21 protein-coding genes, 1 pseudogene and 1 riboswitch are annotated in these 24,070 nt (G+C 46.1%); of the genes and pseudogenes, 2 read left to right on the top strand and 20 right to left on the bottom strand.

All coding sequences use genetic code 11. From position 1 onward, the window contains the following. Positions 1-31 precede the first annotated feature (31 nt). From I579_RS11590 to I579_RS11575, 4 genes are all read right to left on the bottom strand, one after another. Positions 32-1,957 carry an endonuclease MutS2 gene (locus I579_RS11590; RefSeq protein ID WP_010753591.1) on the bottom strand — a complete coding sequence of 642 codons (1,926 nt, stop codon included), beginning with the start codon at positions 1,955-1,957 and terminating at the stop codon, positions 32-34. A 352-nt stretch (positions 1,958-2,309) separates the two neighbouring features. Next, positions 2,310-2,894 (bottom strand): histidine phosphatase family protein, encoded by a 585-nt coding sequence (locus tag I579_RS11585; protein WP_010753590.1) that lies wholly within the window; start codon positions 2,892-2,894, stop codon positions 2,310-2,312. A 143-nt stretch (positions 2,895-3,037) separates the two neighbouring features. Further along, positions 3,038-3,604: a hypothetical protein gene (locus I579_RS11580; protein ID WP_010753589.1), complete on the bottom strand. Its 567-nt coding sequence runs from the start codon at positions 3,602-3,604 to the stop codon at positions 3,038-3,040. A 42-nt stretch (positions 3,605-3,646) separates the two neighbouring features. Further along, entirely contained in the window at positions 3,647-4,171 is a 525-nt protein-coding gene (locus tag I579_RS11575; RefSeq protein ID WP_010753588.1) for a DUF4373 domain-containing protein, read from the bottom strand. An 854-nt stretch (positions 4,172-5,025) separates the two neighbouring features. On the opposite strand from I579_RS11575, the gene I579_RS11570 reads away from it, so the two are divergent. Beyond that, the gene (locus I579_RS11570; protein ID WP_010753587.1) at positions 5,026-5,283 is read left to right on the top strand and encodes a heavy metal-binding domain-containing protein; all 258 of its coding nucleotides are present in this window, start codon (positions 5,026-5,028) and stop codon (positions 5,281-5,283) included. Positions 5,284-5,327: 44 nt separating this feature from the next. On the opposite strand, the gene I579_RS11565 is transcribed toward I579_RS11570, so the two are convergent. The 12 genes and pseudogenes from I579_RS11565 to mgtA all read right to left on the bottom strand — a co-directional run bounded on the left by I579_RS11565 (position 5,328) and on the right by mgtA (position 18,132). Beyond that, the gene (locus I579_RS11565; RefSeq protein WP_010753586.1) at positions 5,328-5,840 is read right to left on the bottom strand and encodes a flavodoxin domain-containing protein; all 513 of its coding nucleotides are present in this window, start codon (positions 5,838-5,840) and stop codon (positions 5,328-5,330) included. A gap of 7 nt (positions 5,841-5,847) precedes the next feature. Further along, positions 5,848-6,741, bottom strand: a complete 894-nt coding sequence (locus I579_RS11560) for an ABC transporter permease (RefSeq protein ID WP_010753585.1) — start codon at positions 6,739-6,741, stop codon at positions 5,848-5,850. Continuing rightward, positions 6,741-7,670 carry an ABC transporter ATP-binding protein gene (locus tag I579_RS11555; protein ID WP_010753584.1) on the bottom strand — a complete coding sequence of 310 codons (930 nt, stop codon included), beginning with the start codon at positions 7,668-7,670 and terminating at the stop codon, positions 6,741-6,743. Before I579_RS11555 ends, I579_RS11560 begins: the two co-directional genes overlap by 1 nt. A gap of 136 nt (positions 7,671-7,806) precedes the next feature. Further along, complete coding sequence (locus I579_RS11550) at positions 7,807-8,148, bottom strand: hypothetical protein (RefSeq protein WP_010753583.1); 342 nt, start codon at positions 8,146-8,148, stop codon at positions 7,807-7,809. 20 nt (positions 8,149-8,168) lie between these two features. Continuing rightward, complete coding sequence (locus tag I579_RS13095; RefSeq protein ID WP_306452665.1) at positions 8,169-8,675, bottom strand: iron chaperone; 507 nt, start codon at positions 8,673-8,675, stop codon at positions 8,169-8,171. Continuing rightward, positions 8,658-8,921, bottom strand: a pseudogene (locus tag I579_RS13010) (DUF1905 domain-containing protein); the annotation flags it as partial. The pseudogene I579_RS13010 and the gene I579_RS13095, both read right to left, overlap by 18 nt. A 253-nt stretch (positions 8,922-9,174) precedes the next feature. Continuing rightward, positions 9,175-9,657 carry an IS200/IS605 family transposase gene (gene tnpA / locus I579_RS11540; protein WP_169337950.1) on the bottom strand — a complete coding sequence of 161 codons (483 nt, stop codon included), beginning with the start codon at positions 9,655-9,657 and terminating at the stop codon, positions 9,175-9,177. 200 nt (positions 9,658-9,857) lie between these two features. Further along, positions 9,858-11,264 (bottom strand): dihydrolipoyl dehydrogenase, encoded by a 1,407-nt coding sequence (gene lpdA / locus I579_RS11535; protein ID WP_010753581.1) that lies wholly within the window; start codon positions 11,262-11,264, stop codon positions 9,858-9,860. A 7-nt stretch (positions 11,265-11,271) separates the two neighbouring features. After that, positions 11,272-12,924, bottom strand: coding sequence for a dihydrolipoyllysine-residue acetyltransferase (locus I579_RS11530; RefSeq protein WP_010753580.1), 1,653 nt, complete (start codon positions 12,922-12,924; stop codon positions 11,272-11,274). 25 nt (positions 12,925-12,949) lie between these two features. Beyond that, positions 12,950-13,927 carry an alpha-ketoacid dehydrogenase subunit beta gene (locus I579_RS11525; protein WP_010753579.1) on the bottom strand — a complete coding sequence of 326 codons (978 nt, stop codon included), beginning with the start codon at positions 13,925-13,927 and terminating at the stop codon, positions 12,950-12,952. A 2-nt stretch (positions 13,928-13,929) separates the two neighbouring features. Next, positions 13,930-15,033 (bottom strand): pyruvate dehydrogenase (acetyl-transferring) E1 component subunit alpha, encoded by a 1,104-nt coding sequence (gene pdhA, locus I579_RS11520; protein WP_010753578.1) that lies wholly within the window; start codon positions 15,031-15,033, stop codon positions 13,930-13,932. Positions 15,034-15,540: 507 nt separating this feature from the next. After that, entirely contained in the window at positions 15,541-18,132 is a 2,592-nt protein-coding gene (mgtA, locus tag I579_RS11510; protein WP_034810346.1) for a magnesium-translocating P-type ATPase, read from the bottom strand. Positions 18,133-18,359: 227 nt separating this feature from the next. Then, positions 18,360-18,532, bottom strand: a riboswitch (M-box (ykoK) riboswitch). Positions 18,533-18,613: 81 nt separating this feature from the next. Here mgtA and I579_RS11505 point away from each other — a divergent pair. Beyond that, positions 18,614-20,098 carry an AcpB/EbpR/MafR family transcriptional regulator gene (locus tag I579_RS11505; RefSeq protein WP_010753576.1) on the top strand — a complete coding sequence of 495 codons (1,485 nt, stop codon included), beginning with the start codon at positions 18,614-18,616 and terminating at the stop codon, positions 20,096-20,098. Positions 20,099-20,557: 459 nt separating this feature from the next. On the opposite strand, the gene guaC is transcribed toward I579_RS11505, so the two are convergent. The 4 genes from guaC to I579_RS11485 all read right to left on the bottom strand — a co-directional run bounded on the left by guaC (position 20,558) and on the right by I579_RS11485 (position 24,009). Continuing rightward, on the bottom strand, positions 20,558-21,535 hold the full coding sequence (gene guaC / locus I579_RS11500) for a GMP reductase (RefSeq protein WP_081633698.1): 978 nt from the start codon (positions 21,533-21,535) through the stop codon (positions 20,558-20,560). Positions 21,536-21,749: 214 nt separating this feature from the next. After that, positions 21,750-22,586 carry a DUF1129 domain-containing protein gene (locus tag I579_RS11495; protein WP_010753574.1) on the bottom strand — a complete coding sequence of 279 codons (837 nt, stop codon included), beginning with the start codon at positions 22,584-22,586 and terminating at the stop codon, positions 21,750-21,752. Continuing rightward, complete coding sequence (locus tag I579_RS11490; protein ID WP_010753573.1) at positions 22,583-22,915, bottom strand: PadR family transcriptional regulator; 333 nt, start codon at positions 22,913-22,915, stop codon at positions 22,583-22,585. The genes I579_RS11495 and I579_RS11490 overlap by 4 nt, the downstream gene beginning before the upstream one ends. A gap of 179 nt (positions 22,916-23,094) precedes the next feature. Further along, positions 23,095-24,009: an aldo/keto reductase gene (locus tag I579_RS11485; RefSeq protein WP_010753572.1), complete on the bottom strand. Its 915-nt coding sequence runs from the start codon at positions 24,007-24,009 to the stop codon at positions 23,095-23,097. Positions 24,010-24,070 lie beyond the last annotated feature (61 nt).

Below are 24,070 nucleotides of genomic sequence, written 5' to 3'. Positions count from 1 at the left end.
GTGGGTTATTCGGACAAGTATATTAAAGCAATTATTGTTCTGCTTTTCGGCGAGCTTCTGCTTGTTTTCGGAGTTTTTTCTGGGATTTTTTCGAACCGCGATCGATGTCTTTTTGGAATTTTCGCTCGTGAAAGTCCGTAAATAAGCTTTCTAAATCATAGTCTTGGGGGTACAGTACCGTAGCGGCAGTAATCAATTTCAACCGTCGCAAAGGCACTTCCCGAAACGCCTTGTCCAAAAAGACTTTTCCCATGTCCCCTTCTAGCTCCTCATAAAACAAGGCGTTCTCCTTGGTTTCTGTCAACAATACGCGATCTCCTTTGGCGAAATCCGATGTAGTCATCACCTCTGCCTCAGTCTGAGCTAGCTTTGCTTTTTTCGACTGGGCTTTTTTAGGAGCTTTGTAGGGAACAAACTCATAGGCCGTCCCAGCTAAGTAGCCCCGAGCCCGGTTTAAGACGGTTTCCGGCACGGCTTTTTCTTCCGCAATCCAAAAGGCATTACTTTCCCCCACTTGGTCCATTAGTAGCTGGTATTTCGGCTTCAATAAAACCTCGTCGAATGCCATAGCCGCCGTGCGAAAATCCGGGTGGGCCAAGGCAAAGTCCTTGATTTCACCGTAATGGGTCGTGGCGATTACCAGCGCCCCCCGACTGTACAATTCTTCCATAATGGCGATACCCAAAGCCGCCCCCTCTTTTGGCTCCGTACCACTGCCGATTTCGTCAAGTAATACGAGACTTCCGGGTTTAGTTTGATGCAAAATCCGGGAGACATCGTCCATATGGGCAGAAAAAGTGGAAAGGGCATTGCCTAGATCTTGCTGATCACCGATATCGATAAAGATCTCTTGCAAAATCGGTACCTGGGTCCGTCCTCCGTGATGCAATAAAATCCCGGAAGCGGCACAAAGACAAGTCAAAGCGACGGTCTTTAACACCACGGTTTTGCCCCCCGCATTGGGACCGGTAATGATCAGGCCGCGACCATTCTCCCCTAAACTCAAGGTCAAAGGCACCGCTTGACTGCCTAACAGTGGATGCCGCACATGATCTAAGTAAAGTTCTTCCTGGTCATTCACGGTAAAAGGCTTGCCATCAATGCTCCGGGAATACTTAGCCCGGGCCAAAATAATGTCCAGTTCTCCGAGAATTTCCCGACTGTACCCGATTTCCGGAAGCTTTTCTGCGATTAATCCCGTAAGCCCAGCCAAAATCTGGTAAATCTCCCCGGTTTCTTCCGCCCGGGCTAAGATCAATTCATCGTTATTTTTCGCCACCGAGGTGGGTTCGATAAAGACCGTGGTACCCCGGCTGGAGCGTTCCACGATGGTGCCGTTAAACTTCGACTGGAATTCCGTCTTCACAGGTAACGTTTGGCGGCCATCTTTTTCAATCACCAAACGGTCTTGTAGATACTTTGCGGTGGTGGGGTTTTTTAAAAGTTTTTCTAACGTCTGATTGATATTAGCTTCCAATTTATGGATGCGACTGCGAACTTTCCGCAACGCCCGGGAGCTCTCATCCTTCACCAAAGCGCCATTAACGGCACCAGTAATCGCCTGGGTAACCTCGCTAAAATCCCCCAAACCTGCTGCATAGCGATGCAAAGTCGGCGTCTGGTATTGGTTTTTCTCAAAAAGTTTTTTAATCAAGCCAAAGCTCCGGAGAAAATCACTGTATTCCGTAAGCTCACTTGCTTCCAACACCAGGCCTCGCTGGATTTTTCCGGTCAAATGCTCAATCGCCCGCATCCCCATAAAAGGTACGTGCTGCCCAGAGCTTAACAATATCATGGCTTCTTCGGTTTCGGCTAAACGTTTTTGTGCCGTCTGCACATGAGTAGTAGGTTGGCGGGTTTCAAAGTCCGCCTTAGCAAAATCACTGATCAAATTGCCGTGAATCTCTTTTATTATCTGGTCAAAACCAGTTTCTTGATAAATAGTTTTGTTATTCATTGGGTTCCTTTCTTAGGCAGCCTGCAAAACCCAGGGCTCGTTTCAGAGAGATGGACGAATTCAGGAGTGGCGGTTTTTCCCTGCTAGAGCCGTTTTGCCTTTGTCAAATCACCAATGACAAATCAGAAGAAGCAGTCAAAAAAAGCGCGCAAAAAAGGAGACAAACTGCGCCTGTCTCCTTGAATCACTGAACTAGTCGAAAACATATCAGGTATCTACAGGCATGCCAAATAAAACTGTCTATTTGGCTTCAATTGCTCAGGTTAGATACCGACTACACTCACAAAACATCCTACTTTCTTCTGAAACGATTTCGTAATTAGTGTACACTATCTGAGAAAAAAGTACAAGCTTACTCTAGCATGGAAAAATCATGCTCCACGATTTCTTGTAAAATAAACCGCTCCGGCTCTGCTTCATAGGCAAAACGCAAAATCCCACAATTACTCAAGCGCTCCAAGGGGGCAAACTCACTGGTATGCTGCCATAAACGCATGAATGCCCGCATAGCCGTTGCATGAGACACCACCAAAATCCGCTCTCCCGAAACCGACCTCATGATTTCAAGCAAAGTCTGATTGAGACGCTCTTGCACCTGACTTTCCCCTTCACCGCCATACTGCTTAAAAAAATCCCCGTACGGCTGTTCTGGATTCAAAAACTCATCTTGTCCTTCAAAGCGGCCAAAGTGCCACTCTTTCAAGCCTTTTAACCGGGTGTAGGGTTGATCCGTAAGCAATTCCAAGGTATCACTGGCCCGCTCCGCTGTGGAACAAAAGGCACTATCAAACTGAATTCCTTGCTCTTGGAAGTATTTTTTGGCGATTAGAGCCTGCTGCATGCCCAATTCGGTCAAAGGCGAATCACACCACCCCTGTTTTTTATGCAGGCGGTTAAACAAGGTTTCCCCATGACGCATTAAATACAATATCTTCATCTGCCACACCACTCCTTTTGTCCATTGTAGCAAATCTCGCCTAAAGCGCCTCTTTTTTAGCCTTGACACAAGGGGCTAATCCAAGGGTGCACAGGGCTTGGCAAACAAGATTGGGTTGGCATCTCCCCTAGCTTTCTAAAAAATTACTGGGCACCATTGTAAATCCACGCCAATTCATCTGGAGTAAGGGCATAGCGATTGTCCAAAGCGAAACGCTCCGGGGCCAATAAGTAGCAATTTCGCTGATTGGCTAGCCAATTTTCGCGTTCCAAAGCCGTCTGGGAATGCACCTTGGCTTTGGTGGCAAGGACAGTCTTTCTCGACCCGATTTCAGCGTGAGAAGTCCTCTGAATCTGGGCCTTACTTGGGTGAGCCTTCTGAGGACTAGTGACCTTGGGAACTGGCTGATTTTCTTGGTCTTGCCCTTGATAGCCAGGGGTCACTGTCCTTTCAGATTCGGAATCGTTTTTGGCAGTTACTGGCCTTATACCTTCTCTGTCAGCGGGAGTTTCAACACTTTCTGCGAGCTGAACATCCGTTGGCTCAGCAGCCGTTAAAGAAACCCAGTCAAAATCCTGGGGTTGCGCCTGGGGTTGTTGGGTCTGTTGTTGGGTCTGTTGTTGGGTCTGTTGTTGGGTCTGTTGTTGGGTCTGTTGTTGGGTCTGTTGTTGCTTCTGTTGTTGCTTCTGTGACTGTGCGTTTTCTGCCAAACTGTTGCGATCTTCTGGTAGCAGTTGTTCTGCTCCATTTTTTTAGAGAGTCGCTTGGTAACTGTCCCCTTGTGCCAAGTCCTCTGCTCTAGCAAAAGGCTCCAAGGAGTTTTCTGCTTTTTTCTCAGTCTGTTGTGTGTCTTTTCTTATCGAGTGCAATTCGATTTTCCCTTCCTCGGCCACATCCACCAACAAGTATTCTTGAATCAACCGGCGGACTTTCCTTTTTCTGGTGGCGGCTAAAAACCGCTCTTGAATCCCCGCAGAAGTCAAAATTCCCCAGTCTGCCAACAACTCCCCGTCAAAAAAGCCTACTTGTGCCGCCTTTTGCACCACTTGCTCCGCCAAGGACTCCTCCAAGTGTAAGTCCATAGCCGTTAAAAAGCACAGCTCCTCATCCCATTTCTCATAATAGCCTTGATCTCGATAAATCAGACTCAGCAGATACACCAAAATTCCAATCGATTCCATGCCACAAGCCATGTGCACCCGCCGCACTTTCACATCCCTCGTAAAACTCACATCCATAGGAAAATAATCCAAGCCTTGTTTCATCGGTCGCACCATGATGATCCCTCCATTCGCATTTTGCCTCACACCATTAACACGAATAAAACAAGCGTAATGTAAAAGATTTCGAAACATTATGAGAATTTTTTTATTTTAACCAGCCTGGCCTGCCGTAAGGAATTTTTCTTGCTCCTCTTTCCTATTATTATGCCTGATACTGTTTAAAGCAGGCGGCGGCTTTTCTTTTCTATCCTTTGCTTTTCTTTACTTTTCTTTTCTTTGTCAGTTATGGACGTCAATAACCCCGTACAACCAGTTTCTGCTTCAAAAATGGTGTTAGACAGAACTTAAGGGCACTTCACAATCCTTTCACAACTCTTCAAGAAAACTCCTTAGAATAACCACGGGGCAATAACGATTTTCTTTTAGACTATGGTTGTGGATGAACATGGTGTATCCCTTCAACGGTGTCCGGCAAGGGCCAGATACTTTCCCTAAGGTGCAGGTTCGAGTCCTGCCGTCCACTTTTTCAATAGTTAGAAAAAATACGCGTCACTTTTTCAGGAGTCTAGGAGGCTCCTCTTTTTTCGAATAAATACATTTCCATTAAATATCACTCGTTCGCGTATCTCCTACTAAAGGAGTGAACCAGATGAATTGTCACTACAAAAACTCCATCGGGGAGGTTTGGACCGCAACAGGGTATGTGATGTTCCGCTTAGATACTGCCATCAAGTTGTGGCGAATTCAGGATAACCGCCGCAGACTGTAAATCTATCAAATGGTCACGCTAGATTTGATTGCGCTGGAAGATGCGGTGTATTAATCGATTGATTCTTCCCTGAACGCTATCGAAGCCTTCCGTACTTTGCTATACTTAACCCAAAAGCCCTGTTAGGAGTGATAGCCTGATGATTACGTCCACCCGTTCCACTTATCCCGGAAAAAAAGTTGTACAAGATTTAGGCATCGTGTATGGTTTTGACAACAAACTTCGCGCAATTCGCACTTTGGCCGCCGCTGATACTTATCTGAATCAAGCCATAGAGGATATCAGCAAGAGTGCTGAAAAATTAGGCGCCAATGCCGTTCTCGGTATCAGCTTCGCCATGGCAGACCGCACACTCCCAGTCGTTATGGGCACGGCGGTCGTTTTGGCAGACGAATAGCAACACAAAAGCAGGTGAATCCTTAAAGGCTTCACCTGCTTTATTTAGACTGATAATTTTTCCAATACTTCTGTCACCTGTATCCACTCAAAGGGCTGGAAATTCTCCAGAGCGGTCACAATCGAGCCTAGTTCACCTGTGGGATTTTTCTTGCCTTGCTTGTACATGGCCTTGATTAAGGTCCGCTGAGGGAAGCTCAACTTGTCCAAATCCAGTGATCCTTGAAGCGAAAAATGTGCTCCTAAGAGAAAATCCCCCTTACTTTGGGCTTTCTTGATGGCGGCTGCTCGCAGTTTTTGTGTTTCTGCTAGTTCGGGGGCCATTAATCCCACCGTTACCAAGGTTACTTCAGAGGCAGCGGCTAACCTTTTTGCGACTTTTTCCAAGCCTAGGATTTGCCCGGCGTAGATGCTCCCCACATAAATCACGGCCTGTTCCTTGGTCAAAGAAGGCATTTCCTTGTAGGAGTACCGTTCCGCTTTTTGTTCTTGGGCGATTTTTTCTGCCACAGCGGCGGACGTGCCTGTTTTCGTGGCATAGATGACTACTTTTTCCATTGATTCCCTACTTTCCATAGTTTTTACGCTTACTTAATAACAAGAAAACCACTAATAATAACGAAATACTGGCAAACATCACCAGATACATCCCTTGCAAATCGACTCGTTTGCCGAAAAACTCCACATAATAGTCCACGGCGGTTTTGAATCCTTCCACACCGGCTTCAGGAAGTCCCACCGCTTTCATTTCCCGAAATACCCCGTCTTCCAAGGAACGGCGCAAAAGACTGGTCCCGTATGTTCCCGGTAAAAACGACAAGGTCCGTTGCAGGCCCACAGAAAAATTACTAATCGGCATATAGGCCCCACAGATGAAGCCATAGCCCGCACTTACAATCGTACCCACTGCGGAAATCTGACCATGGGTATTGAGAAACGAGAAAATCACACTGGATAAGGCAGTCCCAAACAAAGACAATAAAATCACATTCCCAATAGTCGCCGCCATATCCCCAGCACTCAAAAACCAGCCTTGGAGGCCAATGTACGTGAACCCTACTGCAATCACCATAAAATTAATCATTAGCGTGGCCAATAAGGTCGCTACAAAATAACAAAAATTCAGCATTCCCGGTTTAACTGGAGTAATCAAGAAGTCTTCAATCACCCCGGACAGCTTGTCTTCCACCATTAAAACATTGGCAAAAAAGGCCACCGTTACACAACTGACTGCCAATAAAGAAGAAACCAATTGCCCCGCCACAAAGCCATTAATCAGCTTGTCACTGACAGGGATTAGCTCAGGCCAGGCACCGCCAAAAGATTCACGATAGACTCTGCCTAAAAAAGTCGTGTACAAAATCAGCAAGATTCCCGGCGTAATCAACGCTGTAAATAACCTTCCCTTATCAAAAAAGAACAGTTTTAGATTCCGTGTTATCAGTATTTTCGCCACCATTACACCCGCGCCCCTTCCTTTGTTTCCTGGGGCAATGTTTTGCCAGTGACGGCTAAGAAGACGTCATCCATGCGTCCTTTCGTCAGCTCATAGTCTGTAAAAAGCGCTGGATGCTGCTGAATCAAACGGGTGGCTTCCTGGGGAGTATCCACAAAGACCCGAAATCCTTCCGCTACCGGTTGATACTCGCGCTGCAACTGACAGACCGCCAGTTCTGTGACGCCATATAGGGTCAAATAATCCGAAGTAAAGCGATTTTTCAAGCTCAAAGGAGTTCCCGCGGCGACGATTTCTCCTTGGTCGATGATCACCACTTCGTCAGCTCCGGCGGCTTCTTCCATATAATGAGTGGTCAGCAGTACCGTCAGACCTTGCTCTTTTTGCAAAGTCTCGATTACTTGCCACAAAAGTCGTCGGGTTTGAGGATCTAAGCCCGTGGTAGGCTCATCTAGAATCAACAGTTTTGGCTGATGGAGTAGCGCTCTGGCGATGTCGATACGCCGCCGCTGGCCCCCGGATAACTTTCCCACCGGCTGTTTTAAAAAGCTAGAAAACTCCAGTAACTCTGCCAGTTCTGCTAAACGCTTACGAAACTGTGCTCCCACAATTTGATACAAGGCCGCCCGCACTTCCAGATTATCCTTCACGGAAAGCTCTTGATCCAAGACCGAATACTGGAAAACCACGCCTAAATCTCCTTTGGCTTGGTCTAACTCCTTTTCTAAATCATGGCCATTAATCCGAATCTCCCCAGCATCCTTTGCATATTTGCCACATAAAATGGAAATCGTCGTGCTCTTGCCTGCCCCATTAACCCCTAAAAAAGCGAAAAGACTGCCTTCTGCCACAGTAAAACTCAAATTCTTCACGGCTGCCAAGGAACCAAATGACTTGCTCAAATTTTGAATCTCAATCATTGGTGTATCCATTGCCTTTGCCTCATTTCTTTTAAAACCTTTCTTATTATTAATTGTAATAAAAAGAAACTTTTATCACAAGAAATAGCCGAATTTGACAAAAAACGTCGAAGCGAGTCCGTGACTGCTTCGACGTTTGTCTGCACTACTACTTTTCTCTGACCTGACGGCGGTTACCTAGATACAATAAACCGATTCCTATGACAAAACCGATTAAAGATAGTTGCGGGCGGCTTTCAAACTCCCCGTCGGCTAATAATACCGTGGTCAAAAGTACGCCCCCGGCACCAAAAGCGGTGAATAACAAGCGGTTGCTCCAGTAAGTGGAGATGCGATCGGATAAAACCAAGCCTTTTACCACGAAAATCAAGGCCAAACCAAAACCAATGACACACATCCCGGGAGCGTCTTGACTGGCCCCGATGGCAAAGAGCCCGGCACCGAGGATAGGCCCTGCCAGCATCAATAAAATTCCCATGATTTTTTTCATTTTAAAACTCTCCTATCCCATTATTCTCCTTTGATTTGTCTGGCTACTTGCCAGCGCGTGATTTCTTCAATCAAATCATAAGGAATCTCTTTGGCATAAGGAAATTGTACGGCACCTTTACTAGTCTTAAAGTCCGCCAACTCCTGTGCAAAGTGTTCAATCGCTGGGGGTGTGGGATAAAAGCCCAGATGGTTCTTAAAATTGGCGAAATGCACCAAGTTTTTTCCTTGCCAAAAAGTCGGCATGCCGTAGCTGATTTTTTCCAGTGCATCTGGGGCTGCTTGGCGAATCACTTGTTGGACCTTACGCAAGATTCCTTGGCGTTCAAGCGGTTGAGCATTCAAATAAGCTTCTACGGCGGCATCTTCAGAATTTGCTGGGGCCTTCTTTGATGCTGCGGCTTTTGAAGTGGTTTTGGGTTTCGCGATTGTTTTTTGCTTTGTTTTTGAATCCGACTTTTTCCCAACTTTTCCCGAATAGACGGCGTTTGCCTTCGGTTGTTTTGGATCTCGTTCTTGAATCGTCACCTGAATGGTATCCCCCGGTTGTTTCCCAATCCCAGCACGGATGTCCTTACGCAACCCGATAATGTGGCAAGGAGTCTTCATGCGCACTAGGCTGCCATCGTAGGCCAGACCATCAAACGTCGCCGTCACCGGCACTCGCCCTTTGCCAAATTCTTCTTTCACGTCGTAAGGAAACTCGATATATGCCCCATCTAAATCTGTAACTTTTTTGATCTCTGCGGTAAATTCGTATGTTTTTGGATTCATCTTGTGACCTACTTTCCCGATTCTTTCCCTATTAGGATACCAAAGCCCCTTTATTCTCCCTAAGGAAAGCTTAGAGTTTTAAGAAAAGTTAGGAATCTGCACCCGATTTTTCGCAAAATCATTACCACCCGTCTAACGGGTGGTTTGCTCTGCGGGTGTAACCCCTTGTTGCTATGGCTACGCCTAAAGACGTTATCCTTCACTTTGTTCAGGCTCAATGCCCTTGGCACTTTCACTTACCGGTCAAACCGGTTTATTTTTTTCTGAAGCCACCATCTGAAAATGGGTCTTCATATTCTCGTACACTCAATTTATCGAGTGCGATATCGTGTGATTCCTGTTCCCGAATATACTTTGCGATTGTTTTTTCGTTTAATCCCACGGTACTAACATAATATCCTTCTGCCCAAAATTTTCGATTGCCATACTTATATTTCAAGTTGGCATGACGATCAAAAATTTGTAAGGCACTTTTGCTCTTTAAATAGCCAACAAATGAAGAGATACTAATTTTGGGTGGAATACTTACCAATATATGAACATGATCTGGCATCATATGTCCTTCGATAATTTCGACTCCTTTGTACTTGCACAAGAGTTGGAAGATCTCAATTAAATCTCGCCGTACTTGATTGTAAATTAGTTTCCGTCTATACTTTGGTGTAAATACAATATGATACTTACACATCCATTTTGTATGCGCTAAGCTGTTTGTTTTATTTGCCAAAAATCCCATTCCTTTCAATTGAGCCTGAACAACCCAATTGTACGACAGGAATGGGATTTTTGGTGGCATAGCCTCTGATTCTCTACCCGCATAGCGGGTAGTTTTTTGTTTCGGACGCTGTGCGACCTCAACAGGGCTCCACGCCCAACTTAAGAAAAACCCCCGCCACAAGTGACGGGAGTCGAGAGGAACCGATTTAAATCAACTGCTTAAATATGGATTGGCAAACCTAAGGCCAATTCTGCGGTATCCATGGTGATTTCACCTAGAGATGGATGTGGGTGAATTGTCAAAGCGATGTCTTCGGCGTTCATGCCAGATTCAATCGCCAAGGCCAATTCAGAAACCATGTCGGAAGCACCGACACCGGCGATTTGGGCACCGATGATCACATTGTCATCCACGGTAGTCACCAAACGCATGAAGCCTTCTGTTTTGTCCAAGGAAATTGCCCGACCGTTACCGGCAAATGGGAATTTGAATGCTTTGGCATCGTAGCCTTGCTCTTTGGCTTCTTTAATGGTCAAACCAACGGAAGCCAATTCTGGATCGGTAAAGGCCACGGCTGGCATTGCAGTGTAGTCCACGGCAACTTTCTTACCAGAAATTGCTTCAGCTGCGATTTTTGCTTCGTAGCTAGCTTTGTGAGCCAAAGCTGCCCCAGGAACGATGTCGCCGATTGCAAAGATATTCTTCACATTGGTGCGACCTTGTGCATCCACTGGAATCAAGCCTCGTTCGCCTACTTCTACGCCGGCTTGTTCAAGACCTAAATCGTCGGTGTTTGGACGACGACCAACCGTTACCATGACATAGTCTGCTACAACGGATTGTTCTTTGCCGTCAGCTTCGTATTTCACAGTGACGCTGTCTCCATTGTCAATGGCTTCTTTGGCCATGGCACTGGTGATCACGTTTACGCCTTTTTTCTTGAAGTCTGCTTCCACCACTTTTACCATGTCTTTTTCATAGGTTGGCAAGATTTGTGGAGTACCTTCCAAAATGGTTACTTCGGCACCTAGGTTAGCATAAGCACTACCTAGTTCGGCACCGATAACCCCGCCACCGATGATGACGAATTTCTTCGGTACTTCTTTCAAGTTCAAACCACCGGTAGAATCCAAGACACGACCGCCAAATTTAAAGCCTTTGATTTCAATTGGTCGAGAGCCAGTAGCGATAATCGCATTATTGAAAGAATAAGTTTGCGCAGAGTCTGGGTGGATTACTCGCAAGGTATGGTCATCCACAAAGAATGCTTCGCCCCAGATGATTTCGACTTTGTGTTTTTTCAGAAGCATTTCCACGCCACCAGTTAATTTTGGTACCACTTGGGTATCTTTCCAGTTTTGGGTCTTCGTGAAGTCGAGTTTGACGTTTTCGGTAGTAACCCCGAAAACAGAAGAATCTTTGGCTTCTTGGTAATGATGCCCCGCTGCGATCAAAGCTTTACTAGGGATACAGCCCACGTTTAGACAAACGCCGCCGATGAATTCCCGTTCAATGATGGCAACTTTTTGGCCCATTTCTGCGGCCCGGATGGCGGCCACATAGCCGCCAGGTCCAGCACCGATTACTACTGTATCTAATTCAATGGCAAAATCTCCAACTACCATACTCTACTCATCCTTCCATCAACATCAACTCAGGCTCAGCCAAGAGTCGTTTGATGTTGTTCATTGCTTTTTGTGCAGTGGCCCCATCCACGATGCGGTGATCGAAGCTTAGGGAAAGTTTCATTACTCGACCAACTACGATTTCGCCTTCAGCGTTGACGATTGGTTGTTGCGCAATTGTGCCCACACCTAAAATCGCTACTTCAGGGTAGTTGATAACTGGGGTAAAGAAGCCACCACCCACAGAACCGATGTTACTAATGGTGATTGTACCGTTACGCATATCTTCAGCGGTTAATTTTCCATCGTGAGCCAAGGCAGCTTTTTCATTGATTTCATTGGCAATGGCAAAGAGGCCTTTCGTGTCGGCATTTTTCACGTTTGGTACATACAAACCGTGATCCGTGTCGGTTGCAATCCCGATATTATAGTAGTGTTTGTAGACGATTTCTTGGTTGGCATCGTCTAATGAAGCGTTCAAGACTGGGAATTTCTTCACAGTTGCAGTCAAAGCTTTCACTACGTATGGCAAGAAGGTCAATTTCGTACCTTGTTCTGCTGCCACTTCTTTGAACCGTTTGCGGTTGTCCCAAAGTTTGGAAACTTCCACTTCGTCATGCAATGTAACATGTGGTGCAGTATGCTTGCTGTTGACCATCGCTTTGGCAATGGCTTTGCGGGTAGGTGTCATGGCTACGCGTTCTTCCATGTCCCCAAGATTTGAAGTAAAGGCTTTTGGTTTTTCTGCTGCTGGTGCTGCTTGGGCTGCACTTTGAGCCGGAGCCGCTTGCGCTGCAGGAGCTGATGTAGCCGGTGCTGCTTGGGCTTGACCACCACCGGAGATAAAGGCTTCCACGTCGGCTTTGGTTACCCGACCGCCTTTGCCACTTGGGGTAACGGCAGTGATGTCCACGTCGTTTTCCCGAGCAAATTGGCGAACAGAAGGCATGGCCAAGACTTTTTTACCACTGTCTTTTGCTGCTTGACCAGTTGCTGCAGCAGGTTCAGTAACATTCGCTGCCGCTGTTGCAGCAGGAGTAGCTGCTTGAGCCGTATTTGCTTCCGGTTGTGCCGGTGCGCTAGCCGGTGCATCGTTGTGTCCTGGAGCGTCGATCTCTACTAAGACATCCCCAACGTTTGCCACAGTACCTTCTGGAACGATGACGTTTTTCACGGTCCCGGTCACAGGAGATGGAATTTCTTCCACGGATTTGTCGTTTTGAACTTCTAGTAACGTATCGTCTTCTTTAATGGTGTCGCCAGCTTTGACGAACCATTTCACGATTTCCCCTTCTGCAATTCCTTCACCAATATCTGGCAATTTGAATTGGAAGACACCGCTGGAAGCAGGTGCTTCTGGTGCTGGTGCGGCTGGCGCTTCTGCAGCTGGAGCCGCACTTGGAGCATCATTGCCTTCCGCGCCGGGTGCGTCGATTTCTACCAATACGTCCCCTACGTTTGCTACAGTGCCTTCTGAAACCAAGATGTTTTTCACAGTTCCAGTCACAGGAGATGGAATTTCTTCCACAGATTTATCATTTTGGACTTCTAATAAAGTATCGTCTTCATTGATGGTATCGCCGGGTTTGACAAACCATTTTACGATTTCGCCTTCCGCGATCCCTTCACCGATATCCGGTAATTTAAATTGATAGGCCATTGTTCTACTTCCCTTCCATTATCCCTTAAAAGTTCATGGTTTCTTTGACTTTGGCTTCGATGTCCGCCGCATTTGGCAACCAGATGTTTTCTGCTTGACCAAATGGGAACACGGTATCCGGTGCAGAAACCCGACCGATTGGTGCTTGCAAGGACAAGATTGCCCGTTCTGAGATTTCAGAAACGACTTGACCGCCAACACCGGCTTGTTTTTGTGCTTCTTGGACCACTACGACGCGACCAGTTTTTTCAACGGATTCGATGATGGTCTTGATATCCAATGGTGCAACGGTACGCAAGTCGATGATTTCTACATCGATGCCTTCTTTTTCCAAGTTGTCCGCAGCTTTTTTCGCTTCACGAACCATGGCACCGTACGTAATGATGGAAATGTCTTTCCCTTCACGAGTTACGGCTGCTTTATCCAAAGGCACTTCGTATGCTTCATCCGGCACTTCTTCCCGGAAAGAACGGTAAAGTTTCATGTGTTCCAAGAAGACTACAGGATCATTGCTGCGAATTGAAGCAATCAATAACCCTTTTGCATCGTAAGGATTGGAAGGAATGACTACCCGCAAACCAGGGGATTGTGCCATTAAGCCTTCTAAGTTATCAGAGTGAAGTTCTGGTGTGTGAACCCCACCACCAAATGGGGAACGAATGGTGATTGGCAAATTCCGTGTACCACCCATGCGGTAACGAGTCCGAGCCATTTGACCTACGATTTCGTCCATGGTTTCAAATACGAAGCCGAAGAATTGAATTTCTGGCACAGGACGGAAGCCTTCAAGGGCCAAACCAAAGGCTAAACCACCGATTCCTGATTCTGCTAGGGGTGTATCGAATACTCGGTCTTCACCGAATTTGTCTTGCAAGCCTTCCGTTGCCCGGAAAACCCCGCCGTTTTTACCGACGTCTTCCCCAAAAACTAGAATGTCTTGATCTTTTTCCATTTCCAAAGCCAATGCATCTGTAATGGCTTGAATCATTGTTTTTTGCGCCATGATTATTTCGACTCCTTCGCTTCGTAAGTTGCAATTTGTTCACGAATAGATTGGGGTGCGACTTCGTACATATTCTTCAAGAAGTCGGAAACTTTTTGTTTTGGCACCCGATCAGCATCCGCAATCGCTTGTTTGATTTCTTCTTTGGTTGCTTCGATGGCTTCTTCTTCCTTGGCTTCAGACCAAAGTCCCTTTTCCGTCAAGTAGTTGCGCATGCGGATCAATGGATCTTTCTTTTGCCATTCGCCATCGAGCTCTTTCGAACGGTAACGAGTTGGGTCATCCCCGGATAAGGTATGTGGACCGTAACGGTACGTCAACGTTTCAATCAAAACAGGTCCGTTGCCGTTTGCTGCCCATTCCCGCGCTGCTTTTGAAACAGTGTAAACAGCCAATGGATCCATCCCGTCGACTTGAATCCCTGGGATCCCTGCTGCTGCTGCTTTTTGTGCCAGTGTTGCGGCTGCGGATTGTTCTTCCCGTGGTGTGGAAATCGCAAAACCGTTGTTCTGGATGAAGAAGACACCGTTTGCATGATATGCCCCAGTAAAGTTAATTGCTTCATAGAAATCCCCCTGGGAGGATCCACCGTCACCGGTATACGCAAAAGCAACATTCTTCTTGCCGTGTTTCTTCAAACCTAATGCCACGCCGGCTGCTTGCACGTATTGTGCGCCGATGATGATTTGTGGTGGCATTGCTTTCAAATCTTCTGGATACAAGTTACCGGCTACATGCCCCCGGGACCATAAAAATGCTTCTTTCAAAGGCAAGCCGTGTTGCACCAATTGTGGTACATCCCGGTAGCCTGGGAACAAATAGTCTTCTTTTTCAAATGCAAAATGGCTAGCCAATTGACTGGCTTCTTGCCCAGCGGTTGGCGCGTAAAAGCCTAAACGTCCTTGACGGTTCAACGCAGTGGAGCGTTGATCCAGAACCCGAGACCAAACCATCCGACGCATTAATTCTACTAATTCATCGTCAGATAAATCCGGAATCAACTCCTTGTTTGTTACTTTCCCGTTCTCATCGATAGCTTGATAAGTGGGAAAGTCAGCATTGACTTCTGCTAACAGCTTGTTAAAATCGATTACCTCTTTCGCCATGTCTTACACGTTCCTCTCTGATTTTCTGCTGGTATAACAGCTCGCTACGCTGTATCATTACCAGAAAATGATTACTCTTTAAATTTAGCATCTGTTCACAGATTTGACAAGTATTACGCTCATTCCTCTTGGTAAAGGTTCCTTTTAAAAAGTCCCGTACGAAAGGAAGTTTGCGCTTTCCTTCACAGAGCCGTTCCTCTTCCCTATCCTCTCGAGCTTTCCCAAAGACTAGTGAAAGGGCTTCAACTTGTGAAAGCAGTAAAAAATGTAACAGAAAGATTTCACTGTTGTATATCTCACCAGATAGACCGTTTTTTGTCAAATGAAATGCTTGTCAAAATAAAGTGCTGCCCCTGCCTTATTTGCGTTACGCATCCTAGAAAGCAAAGCAACATAGCAAAAAGGCCACCTTCTAATCGAGAAAGTGACCTTTTTTTCATTACATTACAAAGCTCACCCAGATCTCTTCCGGGTAGCACGATTAGGAGGTGGATTATCCCTGACAAATCACAACCAACTGCCAGTCCGACGAATGTAGAGATGTTTGACCCCTTCCATGGTCACTAAGTAGCCTAAAACGATGATGAAGAACCAGCCAAAGTACGCTTGGGGCAAAACAGCAAAGTCAAACACTTGGCGAATCGGCGTCAAGACCAAGATAAAACCAACACCTAACGCCCCTAAGCTGGCCAAAAGCACTGGCCATGAAGCGTGGCTTTGAACAAAAGAAAGCTTCCGGGTGCGAATCAAGTGCACTACTAAAGTTTGGGTGGTCAGGCCTACTAAGAACCAACCAGTCTGGAAAAGACTCGCTTGGGCGATTGTATTGGCCCCGATGACAAACCACATTACCAAATACGTCAAAATATCAAAGACCGAACTCACAGGACCAATGGCCACGGTAAAGCGGAAGATATCCCGGATTTCCCAACTCACAGGCTGTTGCAGTTCTTCATGATCCACGTTATCCCAAGGAATCGTCAATTGGGCGAAATCATAAATCAAGTTTTGCACCAAGAGTTGCAAGGAAATCATAGGTAGAAAAGGCAGAAAAGCACTGGCCACGAGAATCGAAAAGACATTGCCAAAATTAGAAGACAAAGTAATCTTGATGTATTTCATCATGTTCAAGAAGACTTTCCGGCCTTCCAAGACTCCGGTTTCCAAAACTTGCAAGGATTTTTCCAAGAGGATAATCGAGCTAGCATCTTTTGTAATATCTGCAGCGGTATCCACGGAGATCCCCACATCGGCTTTGCGCAAGGCCGGGGCATCATTAATTCCATCCCCCATAAAGCCCACGGTATGGCCTTTTTCTTGCATAACACCGATGAGACGAGCTTTTTGCATCGGGTTGAGCTTGGCATAGAGATTGACTTCTTCTACTCTTTGGCTCAACGCTTCATCGCTAAGTTCTTCAAGATCACTGCCTAGTAAAACGCCATTGACCTCGATGCCTACATCCCCACAGACTTTTTTTGCTACTAAAGCATTGTCTCCAGTGAGGACTTTCACGCTGACTCCGTGCTCTTTTAACGCTGCCAAAGCGCTTGCCGCAGAAGCTTTCGCAGGGTCCAAAAAGCCCATGTAGCCGATTAGAATCAGGTTGTTTTCGTCGGCCACCGTATAGGTAGCATCCGTGTGGGCGTCGTATTTTGTCGCCACTGCCAAAACCCGCATTCCTTGGTCATTGAGTTTTTTGTTTAATTGACTCATCTTGTCCCGCAACTCTTGGGTTAGTGCTTGTATTTGACCATTGATTTCCACGTATTGGCAAACATCTGCCATCTCTTCCACCGCGCCTTTGGTGATCATCAACTGATGTTCCCCGGCTTTGACTACCACAGAGAGACGTCGCCGGGAAAAGTCAAACGGCAACTCGTCGATTTTAACGACTTCTTCATAAGGAAGTTGGCATTTTTTGGCTTCGTAATACTCCATAACGGCCACGTCCATCAAATTTTTCCAACCGGTTTGATAGTTGGAGTTCAAAAAGGCCATATCCAACACTTTTTGGTCCACTTCCCCTAAAGGATTTAAGTGTTCCACCAAGACTACTCGATCTTCGGTGATGGTGCCGGTTTTGTCCGTACAGAGGATATCCATGGCGCCTAAGTTTTGAATCGCCGGCAATTCTTTGACGATCACTTGGTGCTTGGCTAGATTTAAAGCCCCTTTTGCCAAATTGCTCGTGACAATCATAGGCAGCATCTCGGGCGTCAAGCCCACTGCCACGGCAATGGCGAAGAAGAACGCCGAGCTCCAGTCCCCTTTGGTGAAACCATTTAACAAGAAAACTACGGGAAACAAGACGAAGACCATGCCCAAAAGGAGCTTGCTGACTTTTTTCAGGCCAATATCAAAGGCGGTCGCTTCCCGTTTTTGGGTTGCATTGTGGGCGATGTCACCGAAAAAGGTATTTTGCCCGGTTTTCAAAATAATCGCTTGCCCTTGCCCACTTAATACATCCGTCCCCATAAAGACCAAATCGGGAAAATCCACAGCGGACAGCTCCTCTTGGTCAGCTTCTTTCCGCACCCCTTTTTCCACGGGTAAGGACTCCCCAGTCAAAGAAGACTGATTGACAAACAAGTCCTTCGTCCACAACAGCAGAGCATCCGCGGGAATCATATCCCCGGTCGCTAAGGTAATCACGTCTCCCGGCACCACTTCATCCATGGGAATCTCCCGGATTTTGCCGTTACGAGTCACCGTGGCGGTATTTTCAATCATTTCTTTCAAGGCAAAGCTGGCTTTCTCCGAGCGATATTCCTGAATAAAAGTGATTGCCACCGAGGCCAAAACCATGCCTCCCATAACAAAGACTGCCTCAAGGTCGCCGGTTAAGCCAGAAACAATCATCAAAAGGACCAAAACAAGCACAAAAGGATCTTTCACCGCGTCAAAAAGAATCCGCAAAATGCCCCGGGGTTTTTGAGCATTGACCTGATTCGGGCCGAATTCCTCCAGTCGTTTGGCTGCATCTTTTTCCGATAAGCCTGCCTTTGAAGTCCGCAAGTGCATCAAGAGTTCCCGCTCGGACAATAGGGCTAATTTTTTCAACTCTACATCTTTGGTTAATGTTTTTTTATTCATCATACTTCCTCCTTGTATCCCTAGGAGGAAGTTCCCCCTAGAGCGATTTTTAACAGTGGCCTAAAACTAGGGGCATCCATTTCCCTCATCCTCTCTTTAGAAAAATTATAAAAACGCTTTTTTCCCTTAGCGCTTTTGTGCTACAATCAATTGCGCAGTCAAAAACGTATGAGGAAAGCTTTTATACAATGAAAAAGCGCCCGCTCCACAATGAGCGCGCGCAAAAAGGCTACGTTGGTCATCGTAGAGCTTTAGCACTATAGGGCGTAGACTAGCGAAAACTAGTCAGCTGCGTTGTGATTGACCTTCACGATCAATCCTGTTCTACCAAACTAAGAGTCTCTCGATTCTTTCGCGGCAGCAGCCTGTGTCCATATAGGAGCCTCACCTAACAATTATTTACTTGGTACTACTCATTCATCATAGCCTGTTTTTTTATATAGGTCAATGATTTACCGTTTATTTTCAGAAAAAGGAGGAAATCATGGAGTTACGTCACCTACTCAGTCGCGATCAGCAGCGGCAATTGGCCCTGTTAAGCTTTTTTTATGAACGAGATTATTTGGCCACTGAAGAAGAGCTAGCCGCTTTAACCGGCGTCTCCTCTAGCATTTTACAAAAAGACTTGGCCCAAATCCCGCAACAACACCCAGAACTCAGCCTAGAAAAAGACGACCAAGGCTACCATTTGCGACAAGTGACTCCTTTGAGTTTCAACTTGATCAAGGCCCGGATTTTGAATCAATCCCCTTCGATTTCCCTTTTGCGTCTTTTGTTATTTGAGGAGTGCCAAAGCCAGACCCAAGCCGCGGCAAAGCTGTATTTAAGCAGTTCCACCACTCATCGCTACTTGGAAAAGCTCGCTCAAACCTTAGCCGCCTGGGGGATTACTATCGAAATGCGGCCTTTGCGCTTGGAAGGCTCCGAAGTTCATATTCGCCGTCTGTACACGTCTTTGTATCGTCAGGTGCAACTGTGGTCCCAGTCTTTTTTTGCCACCGGTGACCAAGATCAGGCCCTTCGTCGCTACTTGACGGATTACCTAGCTGCCCAAAATCTGCCCCAGTCAAACTATGTGATGGACAAACTCTTTGTTAGCTACTTTGTGGCAAGCATCCGCCAAAGCTTAGGCCATCAGTTGCGGCATAGTAGTCCTCATCCTTTTTTGGCAGAGCCCGCGCCTTACTTGACCACCACCATCGAAATAGGCCTGAAACCTACGCCAGTGAATGACCTGGACCAACAAGACCTTTTGTGGCTGATGTTTGAAGACTATGCCCTCTATCGGCCGGATCACTTTCAAATCGCTTTGGCCACCAATCCTCGTATCCAAAAAGCACAGGAATTCAACAAAGCTTTCTTGGCCTTTTTAATGGCTCACTATCAATTGAAACTGACAAGCACCCGACAACAAGAGATTTTGTTTCAATTTATCAGTGAAAATGAAGTCTTCGGCCCGCCAAAAGATATGCTACAAGTCTTGCGCCATCCCCGACACTTTTTCTTGAAGAAAACGCAACAGTTCTATCTCCAAGAAGTGGCGGACTTAAAACATAGCATCCAAGACTTCTGTCATCGGCGCAAAGAACACTTGACCACCGAATTTTTGGATCACCTTTTGTATTTAGTACTCCAAGAAATCCCGGAAACCGTTTTGGATCGCAAACCTTTGAAAATCTTGGTCATGAGTGATCTTTCCGCCAGTCACAACGCCCATTTAGTAGCAATTTTAGAAAAACACTTAGGCGCCAATCTGGATTTTCAAATCGTGGATCAGGTCTTTTACAGCGATGAAGACTTATTGGCTCACTTTCAGCAGTTTGATCTATTGCTGACCACCGTCTTGCCTTCCGAAAACATGCAGCGCTTCCCGGTTATGGTGATTCCCACCTTTATAGACTTTCGCCAGTTGGACCGTATTCACCGTAAGATTCAGGAAATCCGCAATGAAAAAGATGCAGAACAATAAGGTTACAACGCTTCTATTAACTCTTTCTGCTAGCTCACCCCGCTTTTGTGATTTCAAAAGCGGGGTTTTTGTCAATTTTCCCTTGTCTAGAAAAGACCACCGATTCAATCTTTCCCTCGGTAAAAAACAGTCCCCACTTTTAACAAGCGCTTACATTTATGCTATACTTTTAGTAGCAAGTACTTCTAGCAGAAAGGATGAGTACCATGAAAGATTTCTTTTTGATTCTTTTCGCTATCGCTCTTTTGGCCTTTGAGGTTTGGGGCGTGAAAAGTCATTGGGAATGGGCCCATCAGTTCACCAAAAAGAAGCCCAAAGCTTGAATGACCCGGTCTAACTCCGCAACAGCTACTACTGTAATCGCAACAAATTTTTGAAGCAGCTATGAATCACTTTGCAAAAAAAAGCCCACTACCAGACCGAAATCGTCTAGTAGCGGGCTTTTTCATTACTCGAATGTTAAATCGTGTCACCATTGAAAATGGAGTTTTTCACGATGACATAGTCCACTTTGCGGATGGCTTCTAAATCTTTGCCCCCGGCGTAAGAGATGGAGGACTGTAAGTCTTGCTGCATTTCCACCAAAGTATCTTTCAAAGAACCTTTGTAAGGAATCCAGATTTTCTTGCCTTCCACGTTTTTCTTTTCGCCTTTTTGGAACTCAGAAGCCGAACCAAAGTACTCTTTATAAACCACACCGTCTTCCACCTTCGTGTCCCCAGGAGATTCTTCATGGCCGGCAAAAAGAGAACCAATCATGACCATCGTTGCCCCAAAGCGCACGGATTTGGCGATATCGCCATGGGTCCGAATGCCCCCATCTGCGATAATCGGTTTGCGAGCGGCTTTGGCACACCAGCGCAAGGCCGCCAACTGCCAGCCCCCGGTACCAAATCCGGTTTTAATCTTAGTGATACAAACTTTCCCTGGTCCAATACCGACCTTTGTCGCATCGGCCCCGGCGTTTTCCAACTCCCGCACGGCTTCCGGTGTTCCTACATTACCAGCAATCACGAAAGATTCCGGCAAGTGTTTTTTAATGTGTTGAATCATATTAATTACGCTATTGGAGTGGCCATGAGCGATATCAATGGTAATGTAGTCCGGCACCAAATTTTCCGCCGCTAACTCTTCTACAAAGGCATATTCCCCTTCTTTAACACCCACACTAATGGAAGCAATCAGGTTCTGTGCTTGCATTTTACGAATAAAAGGAATCCGGCCCGCTTCATCAAAGCGGTGCATGATATAGAAATAATTGTTTTCCGCCAAAAAAGTGGCAATTTTTTCGTCCACAATCGTCTGCATATTCGCTGGCACTACCGGCATCCGGAATGTGTGCTTCCCTAAAGTCACGCTCGTGTCGCATTCCGAGCGGCTATTCACGATACATTTGTTGGGGATCAACTGAATATCTTCATAATCAAAAACTTTCATATCAAACATGCAAACCATCCTCCATGTTTCTCACATTTTGTCGAGGCCAAAATTCGTCACCGATTTCAGCGCCCATAGTACTGTAGCGCAGATTTTTGGGGAAAGCAATAGAATTTGCTTATATCTGCTGATTATTAAAGATGAATGTTCGCGTTTTGCTATTTTAGCTCAGTGGTTTAGCGGAAAAGTTACAAAAAAGACGAAGAACTTCTTTTTACTGATTCCCACGACTCACCTTCATTTGCCAAACAAACCAGACAACCAACGCCCCTATTAAAACCACGCTTTGCAGGGTATGCCAGTAACTTCCCGTCAAAAAATCGACCGCCAAAAGACGTTGTACAACCCCCAAAGCTAGCAAAACATACAAGAAAAAGACCACGGGATAAAACAGCTTATCCCCTGCTTTAACGAGGAAAATCGTCAGCCCCACAACCAGGCCGCCTAAAATAAGCACATCCACAGGAAACGGGATCCGAACGATTCCCACATCTACCAATAGCAAAGCAACCGCCAGTTGTCCGGCAATCACTCCCAAAAATACTACCCCAATGGCAATGCCTGTTTTGATTTCGCGAAATGCTGCTACCCCTGAGGAAAAGACCATTTTTTTCATAACAAAAAACAACAACCCGACCCCTAGCACTCCTAAAAGGGCACTGGCAAAATACTGGGGAATGGACAGGAACATTTCAGAGGCCAGGCTAAAATCCCCGATCAAATTAACTCCCCACAAGATGCCAACCACTAGTAGAATCATCCCGAATAAAGATTTACCGCTCGCTTTTTTCGTATTTGCCAGCAATTCATCTGCCATTTCTTGTGGCTGATTGCCAAAATAATCAACGGCACTGATGCCATCTGCTTGGGCGGCTAACAGATCATCTTCCAGCTGGTACAACTGCATATTCAACTCCCCTTCGTCCAACAGTAAGCCGGCCATGGACATATACATGCGCAAATCATCAAAATAGTGGCGATTCTCAGCTGTTAATTGGCTTTCCAGTTGGTTCAGTTTGTCGCGATAAACTTTGCCTTGATTCTTTTTCATGCTTCATTTCCTCCCAATAAACGATTGACTTTTCCTTCCATTTCCCGCCACTGCCTCTGAAAATCGGCTAGACTTTGTTCTCCCAGGGTAGTCAACGTAAAATACTTCCGATCCGGACCTTCCGGCGATTTTCGCATCTCGCCTTTTATCAGTTGATTTTTTTCCAATTTTTGCAACAAGGGATAGATCGTTCCGCCGACAATGGTGGTAAAACCAGAAGCTTTCAGCCGTTGCACGAGTTCGTAGCCATAGATTTCCCCGGCCCCTTGTTGAATCAGAGCTAAAACGCATCCTTCCAACAACCCCTTTAACATTTGGGTCTCTTTCATTTTTACAAGCTCCTTTTACTAGTTTGTTTTACCTACTACTCGAAAATCAGTATACCTTTCACCGACTAGTTTGTAAAGCATACTAGTAATTCTTTTTGCGGTAAAATTTTCTCCATACAAAAAAGCCGCCTACTAAAAGGCGACTTTCTGGTAGTTCGATTCTGCCTGTTAACGAGCGCTTATGGCAAATCGTTCCCCGCTGCCAAGTAAATCCCGTACCAATCCTCTCTGGAAAGCACGACTTCACTAGCTTTGGCGATTTCTTCAATCCGCCCTAAGTTCATGGTGCCAGCGATTACTTGCATATTAGCCGGATGACGCAAAATCCACGCCGAAGCAATCCCGGTTTTGGTCGTATGGTATTTGTCCGCCATCTCTTGCAAAACTTTGTTCAACTCTGGGAATTTGTCATTGTCCACAAAGACGCCCTCGAAGAAACCGTACTGATACGGCGACCAAGCTTGAATCGTCATGTCATTCATCCGGGAGAATTCCAAAACCCCGTCGTCGTGGTCCACACTGCGAAGATCGGTCATGTTCACATGCAGGCCAAAGTCCACCATCCCCGTGTGCATCACACCGAATTGCAACTGGTTAATAATCAAAGGTTGGCGCAAGTATTTTTGTAAAAGTTCGATTTGGCGAGAATATTGATTGCTGACGCCGAAGTATTTAACCTTGCCGTCTGCAGCTAATTGATCGAAGGCCGCCGCAACTTCTTCTGGCTCCATTAAGGTATCCGGGCGATGCAATAACAAGCTATCCAGATACTCTACGTTCAACCGTTTCAAGCTGTCTTCAACGGATTTGATAATATGTTCTTTGGAAAAATCATACATCACCCCAGGCACGATGCCGCATTTGGACTGCAAGAAAATGTCTTCCCGCTTGTATTGAGTTTCTTTGAAAGCTTTGGCGAAGATTTCTTCACATTTACCACCACCGTAAATGTCCGCATGGTCAAAGAAATTAATGCCATTTTCCATCGCCGTTTCGATTACCGCCACCGGATTTTCTGCTTCGGTGATGCGCATACAGCCCAGCACAACCGCCGGCACGCCGATTTCATTGGGACCTAAATTGACTTGTTTCATTTGATTTCCTCCTTTAGCTGACTTCTTTCTTAGTGTAGCACAACTGATTGAAAAGGCTATC

Origin of the sequence: Enterococcus asini ATCC 700915 (assembly GCF_000407365.1) — a bacterium.
GTDB classification, from domain to species: domain Bacteria; phylum Bacillota; class Bacilli; order Lactobacillales; family Enterococcaceae; genus Enterococcus_C; species Enterococcus_C asini.
This window is presented reverse-complemented; position numbering and strand designations above follow the sequence as displayed.